A 21,089-nucleotide genomic window follows, 5' to 3' on the forward strand; every position below is an offset into this window, starting at 1 on the left:
ATTTACCGGACGCAGTTTACAGAGAATATAAAAAGCGCCTTCCCGATTGGGAAAGCGCCTGCCTGTTTATTACCTATTACCATAATACCTTATCTAAAACAAAATGGTGTGCCGTTATTCTGCCGAGTTTGTGCCAAAACAAAAATATGTTTTGTATATCATTTACATATATGGTTAAAATTTATTTTGTATTAAATTTAAAGAGGAGTGTTTATTATGGACAAACCAAACTCGCAAGAACTACAAAAAACTCTGAATGAAATAAAAGAATCTGTTGGAATAATGCACAGTTTTTTTGAAAAGAATGATTTAACTCCAATTTTTGAGTTAGCAGACGAAATTAAAAATAATCAGGAACTTTTTGATCAATTTGTCAAAGATCCAACAGGAATTATAGAAAGAGAAACTGGAATTTCCCTTCCGGAAGGTGGGTTCCATGCACATGTGGTCAATAATAAAAACGAATATTTTCCCGAAGAAGGAAGTGCAGAGAAACAGATTATGTTCGGAGAAGGAAAAGGACCATGGGGAAGAGTTGAAGTTAGACTTGGTATGGAACATGGATTTGGATGTGTTTTGTGTTTAATCTGTTTTTAGCCGGTATTTAACCGGCTTTTTTTATTCATCAATTAACCATAATATAGGCAGATTCTTTATTTATGGGGATATCCATACTTATTTATAACTGGGGTTATCCACAAAATCCACGGATTACCCTTATGTTATATACTGTGCAACTGCCCGGAGTGCCGTCAGCCCTTGCCACCCTTGTTTTCAAGCAATATCCTTAAAATGAATTCCACGTATGCTTTTTGAAGGGAATCAATAGAAATATGCAGAAAAAAGACTCATCTTGTTTATGAGATGAGCCTACTTATATTTTAAATTTCTTCATGGCGTTGTTCATGGCATCCTGGTTAATTCCAATGTATCGAAGGGTTGTCCGCTGGTCAGAGTGGTTGAAAATCTCCTGCAACATGGCAACATCTTTTGTTTGTCTATAAAAATGGTATCCGAATGTTTTTCTCAACGTGTGCGTGCCTATATCATCCAAACCGACATGCTCAGCGGCAGCCCTTAAAATCTTATAGGCCATCGACCGGGAAATGGGCTTGTTGATCCCTTCGCGGCTTTTGAAAAGATATTCATGATCTTCTTTCCCCTCAATATATGCTTTTAATTCCCTTTGAAGAGCCGGCGTCATGTCAATTCTCTTTTTCTTTTTGGTTTTCTTCTCTACAAGATTGAAATACGGCCGTTTGGCGTCCCTTACCCTCAGTTCCAGTATATCTGATATCCGAAGCCCTGAGTTTATCCCGGTAACAAATAGCATGTGATTCCGCTCACTCTGTTCTTTTAAAAACCGCTTGATATAGAAAATGCATTCCGGGTCCCTTATCGGTTGAACAAAATTCATTCCGGCGCGCCCCCATCCTTATAGACTTCCACGCGAAGGGCAAAGGCTAACCGGTAAAACGCTTTTGCTTTCGTCCGGTAGTAACTGCGCTGGCTGATTCTCATTTCTCCATAGACTTCATAATCATACATCTCTTCATTCTGCATGTAGAGCATGACAAGAATTTGCCGCTCTTTTTGAGAAAGCCGGTTAACCGCTCTTTGTATTCTTTTTAAAAACCGGTCCCTTTCAATCTCCCAATCCATGCGTTTTAATGCTGCGTCTTCGGTGGAGGAATGAAATTCATTCGAAAAGCTGGGAGGGACAAGGCTATATGTTGCGGTCACTTTCGGCAAAAAATCTTCCGGCACTTGTAGCAAGTATATGCGATATTGTTCGAGCAGCTTTTCTGCTTTCATTCTTGTTGCTTCTTCGTCAATTTGAGGTATATTCAGTGTCATTTGATTCATTAAAATCCCCTCCCGTTATTATTGTTGCTAAAAGCTCTGCCACGAACTCTTTTAAATGTAGGCCTGTTTACCGGCCCATGAGGTTCTCTAAATCTCTCTCAGTAAGCTTCTGCGGCTTTTTTTCAATACTTTTGCGTGACGATTGATGTTTTTCTTTTAAAACCAACGTTCAGCGTGTCGCTTTTCTTTGCTTTCATGCCGGCCCTTCGTCAAATAAAAAACGGACACCAATCAGAGCACAGTGATTCCGTGCAATGATCAGTGTCCGCAGGCTTTCCGTCTTAGACATCTTGGCTTTTTAAAAACTTTCGTAATTAAAAAGGACGTTTATTTTATTGGAAGGAAACTTAAATAATGGAACCCAGAAATCTGAGCCGTCCCATTCTCTGCCCTGATTTCCTTTATCACTTAAAAACACTTTGTTTCTTACTAGAACTAAGACTGGTTTATCTGTATCTGTAGAATTAACCAAGTCTTGTAAAGAAGGATTTAAAACTGAAGCGATTTCTCTGTATCCCCTAGTTTTTGACAAACCCAACTCTAAATCTAGTGCATAAATTAACTGTCCAGTATTCGATTTACTCTCTTTAAACCACTTGAGATACTGACTTATCACTTGTTTATTCCATTTCCCATTAACTTTAATTGGCAATCTATTTATAACGTCTAACATCTCATCGATTTCATAGCTAATTATCTGTTTTTCCTTATTTAGACTTTTAATTTTTTCATCTAAGTATTTTGTAACCTTCTCTGATTTACTTTTACGATATTCAGGTATTTTCGGAGAAATACTCTGACCAGCTTTATATGCCCCAACAGTTTTTGGAATAACCGGAGGCCTAGTCGGATTAATACCTTTGTTATCCAAATAAAGCGTAGAACTAGAATCTTGACCATGGTTTTTAATAATATCTCGTTGAATAGCATCATGATCACAAATTGTCTCAAATAAATCAGCTATATCGTCTGGGATATAAACCCGTGTAATATCTAAATCTCTTGAACGATAACCACACATTCTTGCATGTTGCATTAATGTATCAACTTGTGGATTACCAGTTAACCTTCCATAATAAGTAACAAGAAGACGTGGAATTGTTATACCTCTACCTAGTTTATTCCCACCAATTATAAAATTGAATTTTTTCGTTAATTTTATTTCTGTATTTGAGTTTTTAGAGGTATTAAGCACAAACACTTCATAGCTATTAATATAATCGTTTAATGTGCTTAACAATATTGGGAATTCTGGGATATCAGGAAGCGTACTTTGTAAATCAGCGTATGCCTTACTTAACAACCCTAAAAATTTATCTCTATTCTCAATATTATCTTTGTCCTTTAAAGCAATATATAAATCCTTAATAAAAACATTGACTAAAGATTTAATCTTATTATGAATATCTTTCAATTGACTAATATGACACATAAAAGAAAACTTCTGATCCTCTGGTTTCTCTGATTTGTCCTGCAGCTTAATTGCAACACCTAATACAAAAGTTACTAATGAATTAAGTAACCCTTCTGGAAATTCTAAATTTTCATTATTTAAATCACGCAATTTAGTTATTTCTTGCAAATCAACAGAGCGAATGTGTCTTTTCTTATTTTCTTTGAAGAATTGATGGATTCCTGTATATCCACTGCCAGCTTCAACTACCTCAATAAACTCAGGATGAAATCCATCACTTTCTTTATCTTGTAGTATAATGGCTTGCGGCGTTGCCGTAACTTGGAGGTACATATGAGTACCAACTAGTTGCCTAACCTCTCTTAATTGGCTGTTAATAGTACTGGGCGATTCTCCTTCCATTCTTTGCTTTGTATCCAAGCCAACTGCGTCAGCCTCATCATCTATAATTAAGGTTGGTGTATTTGCTAAATCATCTCTATCAGTTAAAAATTTTTTTAATTTCTCTAAATCAGTTGGATCTTTTTTACATATCAAAACAATACCATCATTCTTTAATACCATCTCAATGAAATTATTATGCTCATCTAAATCAGCTATATTTCTGACTAAAGGACCTTTTAAAGCTGAATCAGCCCTCTCAAATGTTTGGTTTTGGAGTGACTTATTCCTGTCTGTTAAAATCACAAACAATTTATACGCGTTATCTTTAGCCACAGCAATCGTCATATTAATAATATTAGTTTTACCACTTTGGATTAATCCATAAAGTAAACATAATTTATTATCTGTTTTATTTGCCCCAACCTCAGGAGCATGTTTCATAATTTCTCTTGCGTGGCTTACAACTTTTTCGGCAGCTTTTAATCCAATTTCAGCTGTTAGTAAATTCAAAAAATGAGTCTCTGTTTTTCCGCCATTTAATAAATTATTCATACAACACCTCTTACCATGAATTGTAAATGTTTCAAAAAAAGAATATAACCTATTTCACAAATAGTCAAATAGTTAGGATGTTTCTGATTTCATTCTTATTTATCCACGGCCTTTTTCTATGCAACATTCTATGACAATTTGAACATACTAATATTAAGTCTGACATATTGGTTTTGCTACCTTCAAACTGATAATCTGAAATTGGAACAGTATGATGACATTCGATGAATCCCCTACCTAATTCTCCATATGTATGATAAAAATCAAAACTGCAAATAGAACACCTTAGCTCATTTTTTTCCATTGCTTTCTTTTTTAATGCTTTGACAACCTTACAATTTCTCTCCCTATACCTATGTAATCTAAAAAGCACTTTTCCTTCAGGAAATAATTCATCTTCTTCACTTGCCTCTCCTAGAGCCGCGAAAGCTCCGACTTTTACAGCCTGTCTAATTTTAGATGCAACTACCTCCAGCATAGATCTATTTGCAGAGAACTCTTCCCATATGACTTTTTCTAATTTCCCACCCCTAACTAGCCCTGAGCCTGGTGCGTCAGGGTCTAGTCTTTTAAAATTATTGAGTTTCATACTTACACCGTTAGGATTACGGAAAGTTTCCTCTTTTTGTTTATCACTTGACGATAACTGGTTTAATATCTTACTAAGTTTTATAATTTCGTCATTTGTTGAGGAAATCTTCGACGCCGGCAATTTGAAATAAAGATCAAGAGCCAATATAAGTTCATCTCTATTCCACTTTGGATTTTTCATGAAGTTCACCCAACTTCTCTATTTTTTTGGATATATAATTTATACCATAAAAAATAGGAAAAATCTGCTGAGGCACTACCGCGTTTCCCAATGCTATACTTCGGTCCACCCGATTGGGAAACCCATCATCCACTCCAACAACTGGGGATTGATGTATTTCCCAGTAAGATTGGGAAACAGATGGCCCAATCCCCCGGGCAAGATTACCCCGTGTGTTCCGTCCGCTTCCGAAGGTGCTAAAGCTCTGATAGGCTTGTGATTCTGACTTGCGGCCGGAGTTGGCAACAACAAATGTCCTGTATCTTTGATGCGGTGCGCCAACACTGACAGCCGGTAATACGAATACCCTTGTTTGGTAATCTTCACTTTCCAAGTCGGATAGGACTGTGTCCAAGCCCATTGTGATGTGTCCAGCAACATTTTCTCCAACAACCCAATCTGGGTGCAGTTCTTTTGTGAGCCGAAACATTTCAGGCCATAGCCATCTATCGTCCCGCTTTCCTTTTCTCTTACCGATAACACTTTCACCCTGGCAGGGATATCCTCCGGAAAGAATGTCAATTGTTCCACCTGGCTCAATCACTCCTTTTTCCTCTAAAAGTTGTCTGTTCAAAGCGTGAACATCATCGTAGATAGGAACACCTGGGAAATTTTTGTTTAAAACCTTCTGGCAATAAGGGTCACGCTCGCAGAATGCTACCGTCTCAATGCCAGCCCATTCAGCTGCTAGAGCGATCCCCCCAATGCCCGCAAATAACTCAATGCTTTTCATCCCGTCATCCCCAACATTCCCGGCAGGACAGTGACAGCCAGGAAGAAGAGTCCCACGCATCCCCCAACCAGCCAGATATTTGTTTTATCCCGTTTTGCGATAATAGTATCGCCGATCATTTTTAGATCGTCAGACCGAGCGACAAGCGTCGGGATGTAATCCGGATGAACCTTTAAAAGCTCGGCCGCCTGCTCGACGGTCATTGCTTCGTCCTTCGTGGCTTTCACGTTCCGTTGCAGTTCTATTTGTAATGGCATCACTCCGCATCCCCCTCCAATGCTATTTTCGCAACGGCTCCCCAATCCATATCAATAGCGGGCGGACAGTCTTCAAATTCTTTTGTATACGTTGTTTCACTAGCGTAAAATTCTAAAGCGTTTCTATAACGCTTGTTCTCCGCCTGTAGCAACTTAATTTCTTTCTGTGCCTGCCGGAATTGATTGGCCGCAATATCCTGCTGGCGCTGGTGCTCCCGATTCATAGCCTGCTGCATGATTACCTCTTCCGCGAGCTTTTCGGCTGCTGCTTCTAAAGAAATCTGCTCGGGTGTACTGGCCGGCGTTTTTGAAAGGGTGCAAATGTAAGAGCCGGTATATAAAACTTCACCTTTTGACAAATTGATTTTGAATTCTTTCATGCCCGGGCCTCCCGATCGAAAAGACATGTTTTGCATACAACCCAATGAGCTGAGTAATATATTTTTCTGCAGCGCTCACACTTGCGGGCGATTTGGTTTTGATACATTTTCCGTTCCTCCCCCGCAGGGGAAAACCCCTGCTAATTGAATTTATGGCCGATCTCGTAATCACAACGAGCCAGGCCGCCTTTTACTGTTTGAATGATTGTTTTACCGTGTTCGGGTGCCTCAACGACATACGCGGCGTTTTGGTTGCCATCTAACACGATGACAGACACCTTCCCCGGCTCAATAAATTGAGAAACACTTGTATTTTGATTGAGTGATATATGTTTTGGCTGCATGTTCAAAGCCTCCGTATGGTATAATAAAAGTGTCTAGTTTTTATTTTTCATACGGTGGCGGTTGCTTTAGCGGCCGTCCTTACATCCAATATTTTGACGGGAAGAGCTGCATACCAGCTTTTGGTTTTTCCGTCGGAATGATTGGGTGTTTTTTTATATACTCCATGCGTTCCTCTTCGTTCATCACCCGCGTTGTAACTTCGCCGTGTCGACGCAAGTTTTTGTTTTCTGTCATGGTGCTGTCCTCCTATTCTTCGTTCAAGCCTTTGATTTCGCGATTATATAAGCGCTCAAGCTCTTCGTCTGATTTGCAGTTTAGAAAATCTCTGCCAAAAGAGCCGATAAGCAAAAGCCATTCAATTAAATGCTTTCGTTCTGCCTGTCCCAACGTCTGCCACTCCCTTCATAATCAGCATTTGTAAGGCCGCGTTCCGTACCTCCGGGGCGCAGTCTTCATAACGCACGATGACCATAAGTTGCTGGACGGTTGCTTTTTCAAAATGGAAGCTTTTGTTTGTTGCGTTCATCTTCTGACGCTTCCTTTCCGAGCAAGCCGGATTCCCGAGGCTCTATGAGGTCTTTTTTTGCTTGGTCGATGATAAGAAATAATGTTTCGTCTTCATTCCGTCTCAGCTCTTTTGCTATGTTGAGATATGACTCATTTGCCGCCCATAGCTCCCGGAAACGTCTAATTTCGCTGTCATAAAACATGAAGTTTAGTTCCTGAAAAGGGATATACACCGGGCTTTCTTCAAACAAATAGCGCAGTCGATACATTTTATCTTTCATTGTTTTCTCAGATATTCTTATTCTTTTGTTAGCGCGTAAACCGTTCTTACGGGCGGGCAGGATGTTTTTTCGTGCAAAGTCCATGACCAACAAAATGATTTCATCCGAATCCCTGTTTAATAATTCCGACATATCAAGAATGGATTTTCCATCATGCCAATATTGAACGACCTTTTTTAGCTGGACCATTGACCACTCATAATTCATATTTTCTAAAGCCAGTTCGAACCGTTCAGCATTGACCGCCTGACTCATGCCCAACACCTCCGGACCGTTCCTGTATGCCGATGGACGATAATAAGACGGTGTTCGTGCTGCAGATTTTTGGTTACAAGCCAGTTAATCGGGTTTAAGCCGTTTGCCTTAATGACATTTTTCTGTGCGCGCGTCGGGCGCTTCCCGTGTTTCACACTGCATCCCCCCTAAAGTTCTGATAGTCTGCTATTTTTTGATCAAGAATCTTGATAAGCTCGTCTATTTCTTTTTTGCGCTGGTCATCCGTTAATTTGCGTTCAGGGACGATCTGCAGCACGCCGGGCATGATTGCCTGTATCAACTGTTTTCACCTCCTTAAAAGGACAGGGCGGGCGAGTACGGCCTTTTCTTTCCTTCTGCTTCTCTTCGAATTTGACTGTTTCCAAGTGTGCCGTGAGCCGGCTTACGACTTTCTTGTCATAAAGTTTAGTCAGAGCCACGCCGGATAGATTAGTTGTAACGATCGTGAATTTGCCTTGCCGCCCTGTAGAGACGCCGTACCATACGCGATGAATAAAATCATTTGCCGCCCTGTTTTCGTTGTCTGTGTCGCCCACCTCGGCCCCGAGATCGTCAATGACAAGATAATCAACCCTTGTCAGCAGTTCGATCGCAAAAGCTTCGGTAAGCCTTTCAGAGCTGTCCTTGAATGAGTTCTTTATTCGCCTCATAAGGGCGTCACTGTTTACAAACAACGCTGATTTAGCGTATCCTTCTGCGTCCCTCTTGTTCAGCTCTTTAATGGCTGACATAGCGAGATGGCTTTTTCCTGCGTTAGATTCACCCGTTAAGAAGACATTCATGACGGCTCCCGCCTTCACTTGCTTAACAAGCTCCATCATCCGGCGCTTGTTCCGCTCGTCTTCATGGTTATAACTTTGGAATGTCGAGAACGTCGCTGCTTTGAGTGTGGGATCAGCGATTAGTGAATACATAGATAAAACCTTTTGATCCATCTGGCGGCGCCATTCCTCGGTTTCATGCTCAATCTCCTTATTGCGCTGTTCCCGTTCGCACATGGGACACTTTGCAGAGCCATCCCGAAGTTTAATGAGCTGAACTGGATACGGCTTTTCTTCTCCACCGATAATCCGGGTGTGTTTATCGCAGTAAACAGGATTGCCGTGCTCATCAGTATGGAATGTCATCCTCCGAGATATTTCGCCCTGGACTGCGGCCGCTTGTTCCTTTGTAAAATCCTTCATTCGCTGATCCTCCTTTTTGATTTAGGTAAGATTCAAATTTTGTACCGAACAATGTTTCAGGGCGCAAAAATCTATTCATAGCAGGGTCATTGAGCCATTCCTCAGTTTTTACTAGAATGACATGTTTAAAATCTTCAAAGCGAAAACCTTCGTTCCAGCGTGCCTTGATGTCTTTTTTTGTTTTTGGTGTAGTAGGTCGGTATCGTTTGCCCGCTACTTTGTTCAGCAAATCAATGATCAGTTTGTAAGGAATCTCGTCCTTTTCGTTTTTGGAAGAAGATGCGTCGTCGGGTTTACCCGACAATATATCTTTTAATTCTTCTTTCTTCTTTCTTCTTTCTTCTTCTTGTTCGTTACCTTGCGTTACTGTAACGTTACAGGTAACGTTACTTGGTTGTGAAAGCTGCAAAGCCCTTTGCTTTTCCCGGTATTTAGCAACTCTTTTGCGTGTATCCTCCCTGATTTTATCCATTGCATCTACGTTTTGATGTTTTTCCCAATTGCAAATACTGATATAATTCTGATCGTTAATCTCAATCATTCCGAACCGTCTAAATGTATCCAAGGCCATTCTTACAACCCCCAACGGCCGCGAGAAAATAGCTGCGAGCATTTCGTCAGTATACGGAACATTTTCACTAAGAAAGATGTAACCGGAGGCGTTGGTCTTACCAGCTTGAGCGAGTAATTTCACCCATATAATTAACAATGTGTCAGCTTCAGGCATCTGTTCAATAAGTTTGATTTTTTCATCATCAAACATCTGAGTACTGAGCTTTACAAATTTAATTTCGCCCATCCAACTCACCCCCTTTTGACTTGGTCAAAGGCCATACAGACCGTTTGCCGTTGACAATTACAGAGCTGAGGGTGTTCTGCTGACATTGATCAGACAGGCAGGTGCCGCCTTGAGCTTTTAGTTCGGCAATTGCTTTTTCGTGAGTATTAACAGACTCGCTTATAATTACGTGAATTTGATTATGCAGCCAAACGTGGCTTTCTAAAAACACATGTATTCTCCTTTCGGTTATTTGTTGAAAATCTCAGCAAAGTGCTTATCTAAAAAGGCAGCCATTTTAGAAGCTTGAAAGCTCCAGTTTTGCCCTTTAGCTTGCGGGTAAAATACAAAACCCCCGTTTGCCGAATCTAAAAATTTGCGGAACCGACTTGGGTATAAAATGTTTTCTTTGATCCACTCGCTTTTACGTGCTGTCTTTTTCTCAAGGTCTTTCATGTTCCAATAGACCCCGGATAACGATTGTTCTCTTAGTTCCTGGAGTTCCACCTTGCTGATCAGAATTTTGTCAGCAGGGATCGGAATTGACAGGCTAACATCAAGAAGTTGTTCCATAAGTTTCTCCTCTCATGTCTTTTTAAAATTTTACTCACTTTCATTTTGTTCCTGTCAGTACCATTATTACTCAAAAAAAAATCGGACCTTAATATTAAGTTTCTTCGTGACCTTTTCAATCGCCTGCATAGAAAGATTCGCTTTCCCTCTCTCAACTCTTGAGATGTATGAAGCTGTGTACCCTAAGAATTGAGCGAATTCGATTTGAGACATTTTCCGCTTTTTTCGGATTTTTTGGAGCAGACGTCCAAACTCTTTCATATCGAACATTTGGTTTAACACATCCTTTTTTGTACCTGAAAGGAACAATTCGATCTTAACATAGCGAATTTTTTTACACAAGTGCTTTTTAAAAGAATTTTCTCGTGAGGTACACGATATGATATAATTACCTATGAGGAATAAGGTTAATTTTTCAAAAGAGCAGGTGTTATTATGGGAAATATGAAAATGGGAGAAGCGATTCGGCGTATTCGTAAGGAAAAGAAAAAAACATTAGATGAAGTTGCCGAAGCTGTGGGAATTACACACAGCTACCTTTCAAGAATAGAAAGAAACTTACAACAGCCATCAATACAAGTAATAGAAAAAATCGCTGACTATTTAGGCGTTCACAAATCATACTTGTTTTTTGATGAAGAGAGCCTAGAAAAGTATTCAGAACCAGAGAAGCAGCTTCTTTCACAGAAGAGTATAACAATAGATGATCTCAAGAAGCTAAACATTGTCCACGATAACGGAAGTAAGATAACAGAAGAAGAATTGCAAATGGTTATAAATTATTTAAAGGAATTAAGGGAATTAAAAGAACGACATTTGAAAGATTTAAATTAACCAACTTTAAGTTTTTTTGTGTCCACATTTTTCTCCTTTTCAATTTCCTTTTTTAGATTCCCGATGATGTTCTCGAATGTAATATGCATGATGTGTTTCCCCTCTCAAAATAGAACGTTTGTTCCTATTATATTTAATAACAATTTTAAAATAAATACTTTTTCAGGAATTTCCTATTTTCGTTTTTCCGGAAAACAGGAAATATCCCCGAAAAGTACGAAAGACGTTGCCAGTCACGGCAGCGTCTTTTTGTTGTTTTATATACTTTTCGGGAGTCAGATATACTACATGCCTACTCTTATCTCAGTCGTTTGGAAGCTTCCACCTGCTACTGAATGGTTTAATGAAACACCAACAAAAGCAGTAGTCAATATACCGAACGCTAAAACTAAAGTCAATGACATTTTTCTCATCTGCAACACCCCCCATTACTAAATATTAAAATTAAATCCTAATTTTATCAAGTTAATTTTGGGAATGGTTGCTCTAAACTGATCTTGTTGTTGCGAAAAATAATAAAGAGAGAGTAATAATTTTTCAGCATTTTCTTCTCTTTTTCCGTCAAAAAGGAGAGCGTATTTTTTATAAAAAGGATCAGAATAAAAAGAGGTTAATGGTTCAGACCTTCCTAGTGCCTTTGCGAATTCAGTCACTTGGAACTCCTTTGAAATTTCTTTGTTCCAATAATATTGCAATATGGCTATCTCTTCTTTATTTTGAACCATTTCCTCAATTCGGTCAGGGAAATTTGCAAGTAGGTTCAAACACTTCAAATAGTATCTATAAGAATGGCAGTATGACTCATTCATATAGGACAATGCCAATATGTATAAAGCTGTCATGTTCAGATTAATACTGAGATCTTTTTCGAGGAGAGAGAAAGCCGCCTCTCTCGCCTTATTAACGTCATTGTTTTGTTTTAAATATATATTGACTAAGACTTCTTCTATGCGAGCAGTAAATGCGATTTTCAAAAACGGATCTGATAGATTTTCAATAAGACTTCGAATGGATCGAATGTGGTATAGAGTTATCTCATACCTGCCATTATAAAAGTACCCATACATTTCTAGTATGCTCAACAACGTTCTCATTTCGTTACAAGAAGGACTAAACTTCTTTAATCCTTCGGTATACTCAATATTCCCAAAAGAGAATCTTGAATTAAGAATAAATCTATAAATATTGGACCATAGATCGTATTTGCCATCCCTTTCAATCTGGGCGCTTATCAATGTCTCTATAACAGAATATAATTGCTTAGTGTAGCAATATTCTAATGCTGCAGGATAATTCTTCTTCTTAACTCCGTTTAAACAATATTGCTTTATCAATTCAGTTTCATTATCCGGGTCAAGATACCTTATGATCTCTCGAACCATCCAAAAGTTTATCTCTTTCCCACTGAGAAACTTACTTAAATAACCTTCACTTATCCCAATTTTTGCAGCAATCATATTCTGCTTTTCATTGGATGACTTTATCAATTCTTTTATATGAATCCTTATATCTCTAGTTGCTACTGATTCCATATGATCACCTTTTCACCTCAAATTTAACATAATCACAAAGAAAATTTTGTCGAACGATGGCGACAAGATTTAGAATTTTTTGATTTTTTACGTTATAATTTATTCCTCTCAATACTTATTATACCTTATTTTACAATTGTTAACTAAGCGAAAAGCCTTATTTGAAACAATCTTTTAAATAAATTAAGATAGTGCTATCCTATTATTGGAGAATTAAAGTTCCCCCTATAGGAGTGAATGAAATGGCTAGTTTCCTAAAACGCGGTAAAACGTGGCAGTATTGCGTTAGCGCTAAACCCAAGCCCATCAGGAAAGGCGGATTTAAAACTAAGAAGGAAGCTCAAGTGGCAGCCGCAGAGGTTGAAGATAAATTGAGGAAATATAAAACGCCGGGCACAAAAAAAGTCCTCTTTGATGAATACTTTAAAAGTTGGGTAAATGTTTATAGAGCTGATATTGGTGCCATCACTCGTGAAGGTTACTATATTACACTTAGAGAAATTTCAGAGAATTTTGCAGGAAGATATATCAATGACATCACTAAACGAGAATATCAAGAGTTTTTAAATAAGTTTGGATCTGAACACGCAAAAGAAACTGTTAGAAAAATAAATACGCACATTAGAGCTTGTGTGCAAGAGGCAATTGAAGAAGGGATTATTCAGTTTGATTTTACCAGGAAAGCAAAATTGATTGGAAGCGTGGAATCAAAACGTCCGGAAGACAAACACTTGAATTATGTTGAAAGTCAAAAGCTTTTAAATGAATTATATGTGCGCAAGGATCAGTCTATCGGATATTATTTATTAATACTGGCCCTCACTTCAGGAATGCGATTTTCTGAAATGTTGGGATTAACACTCGAGGATTTCAACTTTGAATTAAATGAGATTACAATCAACAAAACCTGGGATTATAAAAAAGGAACGGGTTTTGCTACGACAAAAAATGCGTCTTCAAATAGGACCATTAAAATGGATTCTAATACAATGGATTTATTCAAAAAGTTGTTATCCGAAATGCCTGAAAACATACATAATCTTGTCTTTTATAGTCCTCGCAGTTCTAGAAAAGTTATTACTAACGAATTTGTCAACAAAATATTGAAAAAGACATTGACGGACTTGGAAATAGAACCAATTTCGATACACGGGTTAAGACATACACATGCCAGCGTGTTACTCTATAAGAGGATTTCAATTTATTATGTCTCAGAGCGTTTAGGACATGCCAAGATAGATACCACGCATAATTATTATTCACATGTAATTAAAGAACTACGTGAAGAAGATACCCAAAACACCCTTGATTTATTTGAAAAAATGCCTGACGTGAAAACACCCGTATAGAAATGTGCAAAAAATGTGCAAATAAAAATAAAATCGCATCGTTTTTCAGCGGGTTCTCACAAAAATAAAAAGCTTACAAAAACGACAAAAACCCTTGTTGCACAAGGGTTTTTCTGTTCTACCGACATTATTAATCTGCCTCTATCTTATGCCGAAAACGCTCTAGGAGAGATTCGAACTCCCGACCTGCAGTTTAGGAAACTGCTGCACTATCCGCTGTGCTACTAGAGCCTGCTTCTATTATAGTAACGCTGGCGGCCGTTTTTTTCAAGCCTACAGCCCTCCGAAAACTTTATAGGCGGCTCTCGTCGTATCTTCATCTATTCCGATATAACGCATTGTAATAGACGGAGAAGAATGATTCAAAATCCTCTGCAGTTCAGCAATGTCTTTTGTCCTCTGATAAAAATGATACCCGAACGTCTTTCTAAGCGTATGCGTCCCGATTTCCTCCAATCCGCAAGCGGCTGCCGCTTCCTTTAATATTCTGTATGCCTGAATCCGGGAAATAGGCTTATTCGTCCGTTTCGATTTAAACAAATAGTCATCCTCTTTCATGTCTTTTGTATAAGCGTATATGTCGGCCTTTAAAGACTCCAGTATCAGAATTTTTCTTTTCTTTCTCGTTTTGCTTTCGGTTGCCCACACATGGTCTTTGTTCCTTACATCCCTCACGCGAAGCGGCAGAACATCAGAAATCCGCAGTGCGCTGTTCATGCCGAAAATAAATAAAAAATAATCACGATCACTTTTCTTCATTAAATACTGTTTGACTTCCTGGATCTTCTCCAAACTTCGGATCGGCTGTACGATATGCATCAAAAAACCCCTTATAATTGGTAAAGTAACATATTGAGCATTATGTTACTATTATAGCCGAAACCTGTTGAATGATAAAGGATAAAGGGGCTTATGTAACATAATATACATAGTGTTACATAAGGGGAATAAGGCTGCAGTTTCATCGAAGTCTTCAAAAACATCATTTTCGACCCGGTGGCGGGCTTTTAAATCAATAGAGACTCACGGTATTAAAAAAGAAAAACAATGCCCTTAAAACAAAATCTGAGCATTCGTTTTTTTGTGAGCAACCGAAAAAAAATGAAAAAAAAGACACAATATGAAATTGTGTCCTAGTCTTCATCTTTTACATCAATGTCTTCAGGAAGCGGCTCATTTAAAAACTCTTGAATCATTTCCTTATATTTTTCCAGCTGTTCGAGATGGGTTTGAAATTGTTCCTTGTTGATTAAATATTGCTGTCCGTCATGTACGGCCCTTATTTTATTCGTCAAAACAAGATTGTGCACATATTCTTCAGGAAGACTGGTAAACTCAGCTGTCTCTTTGATCGTTAAATACATGGCTCACGTTCCTTTCATATGTCATGTGAGTGAATTCTGTTTTGTTTATTGTAGCTTATTTTTTGTCTTTATGCTTGTTTTACAGCTTTTTCAGTCCGGTTTCCCATTTAGCCTATTTGAGACTGATTACATTCACACAGAAACCCCAACTTTTTGCACACCGGACTATTCCGTTTGTCACTTGTGAAAACAGCACATTTTACTTACTCTATAATTGTAAGCGGAAAACAAAGGAGGCAGACTATGAAAAAGAAAAAGTTTATGAATCTCTGTTTTATCGTTCTGCTCAGTACTTTGCTCGCGGCCGGAAGCATCCCTTATCACGCTCAGGCTAAGAAACACCCGTTTTCCTATGACGACTACAAACAGGTAGATGTCGGCAAAGACGGCATGGTTGCCACCGCCCATCCTCTCGCTTCACAAATCGGTGCCGACGTGCTGAAAAAAGGCGGCAATGCAGTTGACGCCGCGGTCGCCATTCAATTCGCATTAAACGTAACTGAACCTATGATGTCGGGAATCGGCGGCGGCGGATTTATGATGGTTTATGATGCGAAGACGAAAGACACCACCATTATCGACAGCCGGGAACGCGCACCGGCAGGCGCAACACCGGATATGTTCCTTGACGAGAACGGCAAAGCCATCCCTTTCTCCGAACGCGTTACTAAAGGGACTGCAGTCGGTGTTCCGGGAACATTAAAAGGACTTGAAAAAGCGCTCGACAAATGGGGCACACGCTCCATGAAACAACTCATCACCCCTTCCATTAAACTTGCCTCAAAAGGCTTTCCGATCGATTCGGTTTTAGCTGATGCCATCTCAGATTATAAAGACAAATTATCACACACCGCTGCAAAAGACGTGTTTCTTCCGGACGGAGAACCTCTGAAAGAAGGAGACACACTCATCCAAAAAGACTTAGCCAAAACATTTACAGCTATTAAGTACAAAGGCACAAAAGCATTCTATGACGGTGCATTCTCCAAAAAGCTTGCGGAAACAGTGCAGGAATTCGGCGGCTCAATGACAGAAAAAGATATTAAAAACTTCAATGTGACGATTGACGAACCGATCTGGGGAGATTACCAGGGCTATCATATCGCAACTGCTCCTCCTCCAAGCTCGGGCGGTGTTTTCCTGTTGCAAATGCTGAACCTCCTGGATGATTTTAAGCTTTCTCAATATGATATCCGTTCTTGGCAAAAATATCAGCTTCTCGCAGAAACGATGCATTTGGCTTATGCTGACCGCGCCGCATTTGCCGGGGATCCAGAATTCGTCAACGTCCCTCTCAAAGGCCTCTTGAATCCAGATTATATCAATGCCCGCAGACAGCTGATAGATATTGATAAAGTCAATAAAAAACCGAAAGCCGGCGACCCTTGGGCCTATCAGGAAGGTTCTGCAAACTATAAACAAGTGAAGCAGCCGACTGACAAACAAGAAGGCCAAACGACTCACTTCACGGTAACCGACCGCTTCGGCAATGTCGTATCTTATACGACAACGATTGAACAGCTGTTCGGTTCCGGCATTATGGTTCCCGGATACGGCGTTGTGTTGAATAATGAGTTAACAGACTTCGATGCGGTGCCTGGCGGCGCAAATGAAGTGCAGCCGAATAAACGTCCGCTCAGCAGCATGACTCCGACTATTTTATTCAAAAATAACGAACCTGTCCTGACTGTCGGCTCTCCCGGCGGAGCAACGATTATTTCTTCCGTCCTGCAAACGATCCTGAACAAAGTTGAGTACGGCATGGATCTGAAAGCGGCGGTCGAAGAGCCGAGAATTTACACAAACAGCATGACATCCTATCGATATGAAAAAGGAGTGCCGGAAGAAGCCCGCACAAAACTGAACGAAATGGGGCATAAATTCGGCAGCAGCCCTGTTGATATCGGTAATGTGCAAAGCATCCTGATCGACCGTGAAAACGGCACCTTCACCGGAGTTGCCGACTCAAGCCGAAACGGAGCCGCAATCGGCGTAAACTTGAAACAATATAAAAAATAACTAGACAAAAAGCCTCGTTTCTCAAGCTGAGAAATGAGGCTTTTGTTTATTCTGCACTGTATTCAGATGAGGGTTTTTCAGATGTTAACGAGGCAAGTGAAAGCACGCTGCACATCGCGATGACAACACCCGCTGATCCGATCCATGTCACTGACGCAAGAGACAGATGAGTGACAACAAGGCCCCCGATGCCCGCCCCGGCCGCCATAGCCAGCTGCATCACGGACTGGTTGAGGCCAAGTAATACACCCGATGATTCAGGCTCCATCGTTGCCAAATGATACTGCTGAGCAGGTCCTGATGACCAGGCGGCGAAGGACCAAAAAATAAGCACTGCCGCCGCTCCGAAAGCAGAATGTGTGACAAACGGCAATAACATGAGCATGATAGCATGAAGCGCCATTCCGCCGGTTAATGTCATACGCGCCCCCCATTTGTCTGCGCTGAAACCGCCTGCTTTAGAACCGGCAAGACTTGCAACACCGAAAATAAGCAGCAATGTACTCAGTATTCCGCTGCCGATATGAGTGACGTTCAGTAAATACGGAGAAAGGTACGTATACGCAACCGAATAGCCTCCGAGCCAAAAAAACGTAATGGCAAGCCCGACAGCCACCTTTCGTTTCTTCAAAAGAGAAAATTGCTGAATGAGCGGCACCGGTTTATCTCCTTTTATCTCAGGCAACGCGAAACGTATAATAAGCATAGCAATGATTCCGATTGCCGCAATTCCGGCGAAAACCACCTTCCAGCCGAAAGCTTCAGACACGGTTCTTCCGATCGGAACACCGATAATGAGCGCCGCCGTAAACCCCATAATGACGGTTGCGAGAGAACTTGCCTGTTTTCCCGGGGGAGCGATTTTTGCTGCGATCGTAAGCGCGGTGACCACCACAGTTCCTGCTCCAAGCGCCATGATCACCCGGGCTGCCGCAAATAAGCCGTATCCCTGTACAAGAAATGAAATGATATTTCCGATTACAAACAATCCAAGAGCATAGATCATGAGCTTCCTTCTGTCCAGTTTTGCTGTAAGGGCCATCATGACAGGCGTTCCGATTGCATAAACAAGTGAAAAAATCGTAATCAGCTGCCCTGCTGCTGCCACAGTAACTCCCAAGGAACCTGCAATTTTATCAAGCATCCCGGATATCACATATTCAGACGTCCCCACTAAAAAGCTGATAATTGCCAAAATGTAAATCTTCCAGGTATTTTGCACCTGACACACTCCTTCATTGATGATTTATATAAAGATATATTGTGATATATCGATATAAAGAATTGAACAAACAGAAACAAATCGCAATATGTCGATGTGTAGTCGGAAAAAGAAACTGAATCCCTCTTCTAAAGGATTCAGCCCTACATTTCGCGCTGAAAATAATCGGCCATCGCCTTTATCGCATCTTCATCTCTTTTATAATAGGTGTATTTGCCAATCCGTTTTGTTTGGATAAGGCCTGCCCGCTGAAGGATGGAAAGATATTGAGACGCCGTTGACTGTGTCATCTGAAGCTTATCGGTGATCTGGCTGACACATACTCCGATCTCATTCATATCAATGCCATCATGCGGTGCGAAGTGACGGTCCGGCTCTTTCAGCCATTGTAAAATCTCAAGCCGTGACTCATTAGACAACGCTTTAAAAACATCAATAGGTTTCATACGCTTTATTATATCGTGATTTTGCGATATGTCAATGTTATTTTTCTTGAAACTCTATTTTTTGTTTTGTCTCTCTTATGATCCGGGAAATAAAATCACTCACATTCTCTTCAAATGTGTTTTCCCGCCCGTATTGCCTTACATGTACAGAATGATGGCGGCACTCTTGATCTCCCACAACCGCAATATACGGTATTTTTTTCATTTGTGCTTCTCTGATTTTATAGCCGAGTTTTTCATCACGCTGATCGAGCTCAGCCCGGATACCCGCTTTCTTCATTTGCAGGTGCACCTGTTCTGCGCAGTCCCGGTGTGCGGTGTTTGAGACTGGGATGATTTTCGCCTGTACCGGTGCAAGCCATAAAGGGAACGCTCCTGCGAAATGTTCTGTAATGATTCCGAGAAATCTGTCGAGAGAACCGAATACTGCCCGGTGAATGACAACAGGACGGACTTTTTGGTTTTTTTCATCGATATATGTTAAATCAAATTTCTCCGGCATTTGAAAATCCAGCTGGACAGTGGCGCATTGATGGCTCCGGTTCAGCGCATCTTTTATATGAATATCAATTTTCGGTCCGTAAAATGCGCCATCTCCCCGATTAAACCGAAAACGGTATCCCTGTTCTTTTAATACTTTTTCTAATGCGCTCTCAGCCCTGTCCCACAAGTTTTCGCTTCCCATGTAATCTTCAGGTCTTGTTGACAGCTCAATATCATAGGAAAAACCAAATGCGGTGTACACCTCGTGAATCAGCTGCAGCGCCGAAGCAATTTCACTCTCGATTTGATCCTGCGTTACAAAAATGTGTGCGTCATCCTGGCAAAAAGATCTGACGCGGAGCAGGCCATTAAGCGCCCCGCTGAATTCGTGACGGTGCACCTGACCGAACTCAGCCATCCGAATCGGAAGATCACGATAAGAACGAAGCTTTTCTTTAAAAATGAGCATGTGGCCGGGACAGTTCATCGGCTTTAACGCGAAGCGCTGATGATCGGCTTCTGAGAAATACATATTCTCTTTATAATGATCCCAGTGGCCGGATTGCTCCCAAAGACGCTGGTTCATCATCATAGGGGTGCGCACTTCCTGATACTGATAGGCATCCTGCTTTGAACGCAGAAATGATTCAAGCGTGTTTCGGATAAACTGACCGTTCGGCAGATAAAAAGGCATACCCGGCGCCTCTTCCGAAAACATAAAAAGTTGTAATTCCGCTCCCAATTTCCGATGATTTCTCATCTCCGCCTCTTTCAACAGCTGAAAATGTCTGTTCAGCTCCTTTTCTGAGGAAAATGCTTTCCCATAGATGCGCTGGAGCATTTTTTGATTGCTGTCGCCGCGCCAATAAGCCCCCGATACATGAGTGAGCGAAAAAGCTTTTATCTGTCCGGCAGACGCCAAGTGCGGACCGCGGCATAAATCAATGAATTCGCTCTGGCGGTATATACTGATTGTATCAGTCTGCGGAATACCTGCTAAGAGCTCAAGCTTCAGCGGTTCATGAGCAAACAGCTGCTCTGCCTCTTCTCTGGAGATTTCTTCTCTGATAATTTCCGGATTTTCCGAAATGATTCGGTTCATCTCTTTTTCAATGACGGCCAATTCTTTTTCTGTAATCGTTTCATCCATATCAAAATCATAATAAAAGCCATTGTCAATAACGGGTCCGATCCCTAAACAAACCTTCGGATACAGACGTTTTACCGCTTGCGCCAATACGTGTGCTGCTGTGTGTCTCATCACTTCCAGTCCCGCTTCAGACTGAAAACTGCACAGTTCAATCGCCGCATCCTTATGAATGCTTCTTCTAAGGTCATATAACGATCCGTTTATCTTTCCGGCGGCAGACGCCTTTTTCAGACTCGGACTGATTGATTGGGCGATCTCTTCTAACGTAACGCCTTTCCGGTATTTTTTTTGTTCCCCGTCAGGAAAAGTAATCACAATGTGTGGCTTCTTCACGGTCTAATCTCTCCTT

28 protein-coding genes and 1 tRNA gene are annotated in these 21,089 nt (G+C 40.6%); 4 read left to right on the top strand and 25 right to left on the bottom strand.

What is annotated here, in order from left to right; all coding sequences use genetic code 11:
• The first annotated feature begins 216 nt into the window (after window positions 1-216).
• Window positions 217-597 (top strand): hypothetical protein, encoded by a 381-nt coding sequence (locus tag VP472_RS09400; RefSeq protein ID WP_146276944.1) that lies wholly within the window; start codon window positions 217-219, stop codon window positions 595-597.
• A 277-nt stretch (window positions 598-874) separates the two neighbouring features.
• Here VP472_RS09400 and VP472_RS09405 read toward each other — a convergent pair whose 3' ends face one another.
• The 18 genes from VP472_RS09405 to VP472_RS09485 all read right to left on the bottom strand — a co-directional run bounded on the left by VP472_RS09405 (window position 875) and on the right by VP472_RS09485 (window position 10,611).
• Complete coding sequence (locus tag VP472_RS09405) at window positions 875-1,417, bottom strand: tyrosine-type recombinase/integrase (protein ID WP_146276946.1); 543 nt, start codon at window positions 1,415-1,417, stop codon at window positions 875-877.
• Complete coding sequence (locus tag VP472_RS09410; protein ID WP_146276948.1) at window positions 1,414-1,866, bottom strand: ArpU family phage packaging/lysis transcriptional regulator; 453 nt, start codon at window positions 1,864-1,866, stop codon at window positions 1,414-1,416. The genes VP472_RS09405 and VP472_RS09410 overlap by 4 nt, the downstream gene beginning before the upstream one ends.
• A gap of 298 nt (window positions 1,867-2,164) precedes the next feature.
• Complete coding sequence (locus tag VP472_RS09415; RefSeq protein WP_146276950.1) at window positions 2,165-4,216, bottom strand: Z1 domain-containing protein; 2,052 nt, start codon at window positions 4,214-4,216, stop codon at window positions 2,165-2,167.
• A 64-nt stretch (window positions 4,217-4,280) separates the two neighbouring features.
• Window positions 4,281-4,988: an HNH endonuclease gene (locus tag VP472_RS09420; protein WP_046341297.1), complete on the bottom strand. Its 708-nt coding sequence runs from the start codon at window positions 4,986-4,988 to the stop codon at window positions 4,281-4,283.
• Window positions 4,966-5,760 (bottom strand): DNA cytosine methyltransferase, encoded by a 795-nt coding sequence (locus tag VP472_RS09425; RefSeq protein WP_146276952.1) that lies wholly within the window; start codon window positions 5,758-5,760, stop codon window positions 4,966-4,968. Before VP472_RS09425 ends, VP472_RS09420 begins: the two co-directional genes overlap by 23 nt.
• Window positions 5,757-6,020 carry a hypothetical protein gene (locus VP472_RS09430; RefSeq protein WP_146276955.1) on the bottom strand — a complete coding sequence of 88 codons (264 nt, stop codon included), beginning with the start codon at window positions 6,018-6,020 and terminating at the stop codon, window positions 5,757-5,759. Before VP472_RS09430 ends, VP472_RS09425 begins: the two co-directional genes overlap by 4 nt.
• Window positions 6,017-6,397 carry a hypothetical protein gene (locus tag VP472_RS09435; protein ID WP_146276957.1) on the bottom strand — a complete coding sequence of 127 codons (381 nt, stop codon included), beginning with the start codon at window positions 6,395-6,397 and terminating at the stop codon, window positions 6,017-6,019. Before VP472_RS09435 ends, VP472_RS09430 begins: the two co-directional genes overlap by 4 nt.
• A 140-nt stretch (window positions 6,398-6,537) precedes the next feature.
• Window positions 6,538-6,741, bottom strand: a complete 204-nt coding sequence (locus VP472_RS09440) for an XtrA/YqaO family protein (RefSeq protein WP_024085436.1) — start codon at window positions 6,739-6,741, stop codon at window positions 6,538-6,540.
• Between the two features lie 79 nt (window positions 6,742-6,820).
• Complete coding sequence (locus VP472_RS09445) at window positions 6,821-6,976, bottom strand: hypothetical protein (RefSeq protein ID WP_165409696.1); 156 nt, start codon at window positions 6,974-6,976, stop codon at window positions 6,821-6,823.
• Window positions 6,977-6,988: 12 nt separating this feature from the next.
• Window positions 6,989-7,129 carry a BH0509 family protein gene (locus VP472_RS09450; RefSeq protein ID WP_146276959.1) on the bottom strand — a complete coding sequence of 47 codons (141 nt, stop codon included), beginning with the start codon at window positions 7,127-7,129 and terminating at the stop codon, window positions 6,989-6,991.
• A gap of 107 nt (window positions 7,130-7,236) precedes the next feature.
• Complete coding sequence (locus VP472_RS09455) at window positions 7,237-7,785, bottom strand: hypothetical protein (protein WP_070081944.1); 549 nt, start codon at window positions 7,783-7,785, stop codon at window positions 7,237-7,239.
• Window positions 7,782-7,940 carry a DUF6906 family protein gene (locus VP472_RS20090; protein WP_165409695.1) on the bottom strand — a complete coding sequence of 53 codons (159 nt, stop codon included), beginning with the start codon at window positions 7,938-7,940 and terminating at the stop codon, window positions 7,782-7,784. The genes VP472_RS09455 and VP472_RS20090 overlap by 4 nt, the downstream gene beginning before the upstream one ends.
• Window positions 7,937-8,086, bottom strand: coding sequence for a hypothetical protein (locus VP472_RS09460; protein WP_017417259.1), 150 nt, complete (start codon window positions 8,084-8,086; stop codon window positions 7,937-7,939). Before VP472_RS09460 ends, VP472_RS20090 begins: the two co-directional genes overlap by 4 nt.
• Entirely contained in the window at window positions 8,043-8,933 is an 891-nt protein-coding gene (locus tag VP472_RS09465) for an ATP-binding protein (RefSeq protein WP_404799129.1), read from the bottom strand. The genes VP472_RS09460 and VP472_RS09465 overlap by 44 nt, the downstream gene beginning before the upstream one ends.
• Window positions 8,917-9,789: a phage replisome organizer N-terminal domain-containing protein gene (locus tag VP472_RS09470; RefSeq protein ID WP_146276961.1), complete on the bottom strand. Its 873-nt coding sequence runs from the start codon at window positions 9,787-9,789 to the stop codon at window positions 8,917-8,919. The genes VP472_RS09465 and VP472_RS09470 overlap by 17 nt, the downstream gene beginning before the upstream one ends.
• Window positions 9,776-10,000, bottom strand: a complete 225-nt coding sequence (locus VP472_RS09475) for a hypothetical protein (protein WP_061521140.1) — start codon at window positions 9,998-10,000, stop codon at window positions 9,776-9,778. Before VP472_RS09475 ends, VP472_RS09470 begins: the two co-directional genes overlap by 14 nt.
• 17 nt (window positions 10,001-10,017) lie before the next feature.
• Window positions 10,018-10,341, bottom strand: coding sequence for a DUF771 domain-containing protein (locus VP472_RS09480; RefSeq protein ID WP_014305165.1), 324 nt, complete (start codon window positions 10,339-10,341; stop codon window positions 10,018-10,020).
• A gap of 66 nt (window positions 10,342-10,407) precedes the next feature.
• Window positions 10,408-10,611 carry a helix-turn-helix domain-containing protein gene (locus VP472_RS09485; RefSeq protein WP_041482367.1) on the bottom strand — a complete coding sequence of 68 codons (204 nt, stop codon included), beginning with the start codon at window positions 10,609-10,611 and terminating at the stop codon, window positions 10,408-10,410.
• A 165-nt stretch (window positions 10,612-10,776) separates the two neighbouring features.
• On the opposite strand from VP472_RS09485, the gene VP472_RS09490 reads away from it, so the two are divergent.
• Window positions 10,777-11,175, top strand: a complete 399-nt coding sequence (locus tag VP472_RS09490; protein WP_014305167.1) for a helix-turn-helix domain-containing protein — start codon at window positions 10,777-10,779, stop codon at window positions 11,173-11,175.
• Between the two features lie 431 nt (window positions 11,176-11,606).
• On the opposite strand, the gene VP472_RS09495 is transcribed toward VP472_RS09490, so the two are convergent.
• Entirely contained in the window at window positions 11,607-12,707 is a 1,101-nt protein-coding gene (locus VP472_RS09495; protein ID WP_146276963.1) for an AimR family lysis-lysogeny pheromone receptor, read from the bottom strand.
• 242 nt (window positions 12,708-12,949) lie between these two features.
• On the opposite strand from VP472_RS09495, the gene VP472_RS09500 reads away from it, so the two are divergent.
• Window positions 12,950-14,056: a tyrosine-type recombinase/integrase gene (locus VP472_RS09500; protein ID WP_146276965.1), complete on the top strand. Its 1,107-nt coding sequence runs from the start codon at window positions 12,950-12,952 to the stop codon at window positions 14,054-14,056.
• Window positions 14,057-14,214: 158 nt separating this feature from the next.
• Here VP472_RS09500 and VP472_RS09505 read toward each other — a convergent pair.
• The 3 genes from VP472_RS09505 to VP472_RS09515 all read right to left on the bottom strand — a co-directional run bounded on the left by VP472_RS09505 (window position 14,215) and on the right by VP472_RS09515 (window position 15,420).
• Window positions 14,215-14,287 (bottom strand) — tRNA-Arg (locus VP472_RS09505).
• Between the two features lie 42 nt (window positions 14,288-14,329).
• Window positions 14,330-14,875: a site-specific integrase gene (locus VP472_RS09510; protein WP_003153850.1), complete on the bottom strand. Its 546-nt coding sequence runs from the start codon at window positions 14,873-14,875 to the stop codon at window positions 14,330-14,332.
• 314 nt (window positions 14,876-15,189) lie between these two features.
• Entirely contained in the window at window positions 15,190-15,420 is a 231-nt protein-coding gene (locus VP472_RS09515; protein WP_003153848.1) for an excisionase family DNA-binding protein, read from the bottom strand.
• Between the two features lie 243 nt (window positions 15,421-15,663).
• On the opposite strand from VP472_RS09515, the gene ggt reads away from it, so the two are divergent.
• On the top strand, window positions 15,664-17,439 hold the full coding sequence (ggt, locus tag VP472_RS09520; RefSeq protein ID WP_077722426.1) for a gamma-glutamyltransferase: 1,776 nt from the start codon (window positions 15,664-15,666) through the stop codon (window positions 17,437-17,439).
• A 46-nt stretch (window positions 17,440-17,485) separates the two neighbouring features.
• On the opposite strand, the gene VP472_RS09525 is transcribed toward ggt, so the two are convergent.
• The 3 genes from VP472_RS09525 to thrS form a co-directional block, all read right to left on the bottom strand.
• A complete protein-coding gene (locus VP472_RS09525) occupies window positions 17,486-18,661 on the bottom strand; it encodes an MFS transporter (RefSeq protein ID WP_058906088.1) in 1,176 nt (391 codons plus the stop codon).
• A 143-nt stretch (window positions 18,662-18,804) separates the two neighbouring features.
• Complete coding sequence (locus VP472_RS09530) at window positions 18,805-19,107, bottom strand: ArsR/SmtB family transcription factor (protein ID WP_003153841.1); 303 nt, start codon at window positions 19,105-19,107, stop codon at window positions 18,805-18,807.
• 37 nt (window positions 19,108-19,144) lie between these two features.
• Window positions 19,145-21,073, bottom strand: coding sequence for a threonine--tRNA ligase (gene thrS / locus VP472_RS09535; RefSeq protein ID WP_146276968.1), 1,929 nt, complete (start codon window positions 21,071-21,073; stop codon window positions 19,145-19,147).
• Window positions 21,074-21,089 lie beyond the last annotated feature (16 nt).

Origin of the sequence: Bacillus sp. MT(2024), assembly GCF_036362845.1 — a bacterium.
GTDB lineage: Bacteria > Bacillota > Bacilli > Bacillales > Bacillaceae > Bacillus > Bacillus velezensis.

Excerpts from the sequence above, each read along its gene's own strand:
- VP472_RS09400 (WP_146276944.1), top strand. The coding sequence starts at position 217 with ATGGACAAACCAAACTCGCAAGAACTACAAAAAACTCTGAATGAAATA.
- VP472_RS09405 (WP_146276946.1), bottom strand. The coding sequence starts at position 1,417 with ATGAATTTTGTTCAACCGATAAGGGACCCGGAATGCATTTTCTATATC.
- VP472_RS09410 (WP_146276948.1), bottom strand. The coding sequence starts at position 1,866 with ATGAATCAAATGACACTGAATATACCTCAAATTGACGAAGAAGCAACA.
- VP472_RS09415 (WP_146276950.1), bottom strand. The coding sequence starts at position 4,216 with ATGAATAATTTATTAAATGGCGGAAAAACAGAGACTCATTTTTTGAAT.
- VP472_RS09420 (WP_046341297.1), bottom strand. The coding sequence starts at position 4,988 with ATGAAAAATCCAAAGTGGAATAGAGATGAACTTATATTGGCTCTTGAT.
- VP472_RS09425 (WP_146276952.1), bottom strand. The coding sequence starts at position 5,760 with ATGAAAAGCATTGAGTTATTTGCGGGCATTGGGGGGATCGCTCTAGCA.
- VP472_RS09435 (WP_146276957.1), bottom strand. The coding sequence starts at position 6,397 with ATGAAAGAATTCAAAATCAATTTGTCAAAAGGTGAAGTTTTATATACC.
- VP472_RS09440 (WP_024085436.1), bottom strand. The coding sequence starts at position 6,741 with ATGCAGCCAAAACATATATCACTCAATCAAAATACAAGTGTTTCTCAA.
- VP472_RS09445 (WP_165409696.1), bottom strand. The coding sequence starts at position 6,976 with ATGACAGAAAACAAAAACTTGCGTCGACACGGCGAAGTTACAACGCGG.
- VP472_RS09455 (WP_070081944.1), bottom strand. The coding sequence starts at position 7,785 with ATGAGTCAGGCGGTCAATGCTGAACGGTTCGAACTGGCTTTAGAAAAT.
- VP472_RS09465 (WP_404799129.1), bottom strand. The coding sequence starts at position 8,933 with ATGACATTCCATACTGATGAGCACGGCAATCCTGTTTACTGCGATAAA.
- VP472_RS09470 (WP_146276961.1), bottom strand. The coding sequence starts at position 9,789 with ATGGGCGAAATTAAATTTGTAAAGCTCAGTACTCAGATGTTTGATGAT.
- VP472_RS09480 (WP_014305165.1), bottom strand. The coding sequence starts at position 10,341 with ATGGAACAACTTCTTGATGTTAGCCTGTCAATTCCGATCCCTGCTGAC.
- VP472_RS09485 (WP_041482367.1), bottom strand. The coding sequence starts at position 10,611 with ATGTTCGATATGAAAGAGTTTGGACGTCTGCTCCAAAAAATCCGAAAA.
- VP472_RS09490 (WP_014305167.1), top strand. The coding sequence starts at position 10,777 with ATGGGAAATATGAAAATGGGAGAAGCGATTCGGCGTATTCGTAAGGAA.
- VP472_RS09495 (WP_146276963.1), bottom strand. The coding sequence starts at position 12,707 with ATGGAATCAGTAGCAACTAGAGATATAAGGATTCATATAAAAGAATTG.
- VP472_RS09500 (WP_146276965.1), top strand. The coding sequence starts at position 12,950 with ATGGCTAGTTTCCTAAAACGCGGTAAAACGTGGCAGTATTGCGTTAGC.
- VP472_RS09510 (WP_003153850.1), bottom strand. The coding sequence starts at position 14,875 with ATGCATATCGTACAGCCGATCCGAAGTTTGGAGAAGATCCAGGAAGTC.
- VP472_RS09515 (WP_003153848.1), bottom strand. The coding sequence starts at position 15,420 with ATGTATTTAACGATCAAAGAGACAGCTGAGTTTACCAGTCTTCCTGAA.
- ggt (WP_077722426.1), top strand. The coding sequence starts at position 15,664 with ATGAAAAAGAAAAAGTTTATGAATCTCTGTTTTATCGTTCTGCTCAGT.
- VP472_RS09530 (WP_003153841.1), bottom strand. The coding sequence starts at position 19,107 with ATGAAACCTATTGATGTTTTTAAAGCGTTGTCTAATGAGTCACGGCTT.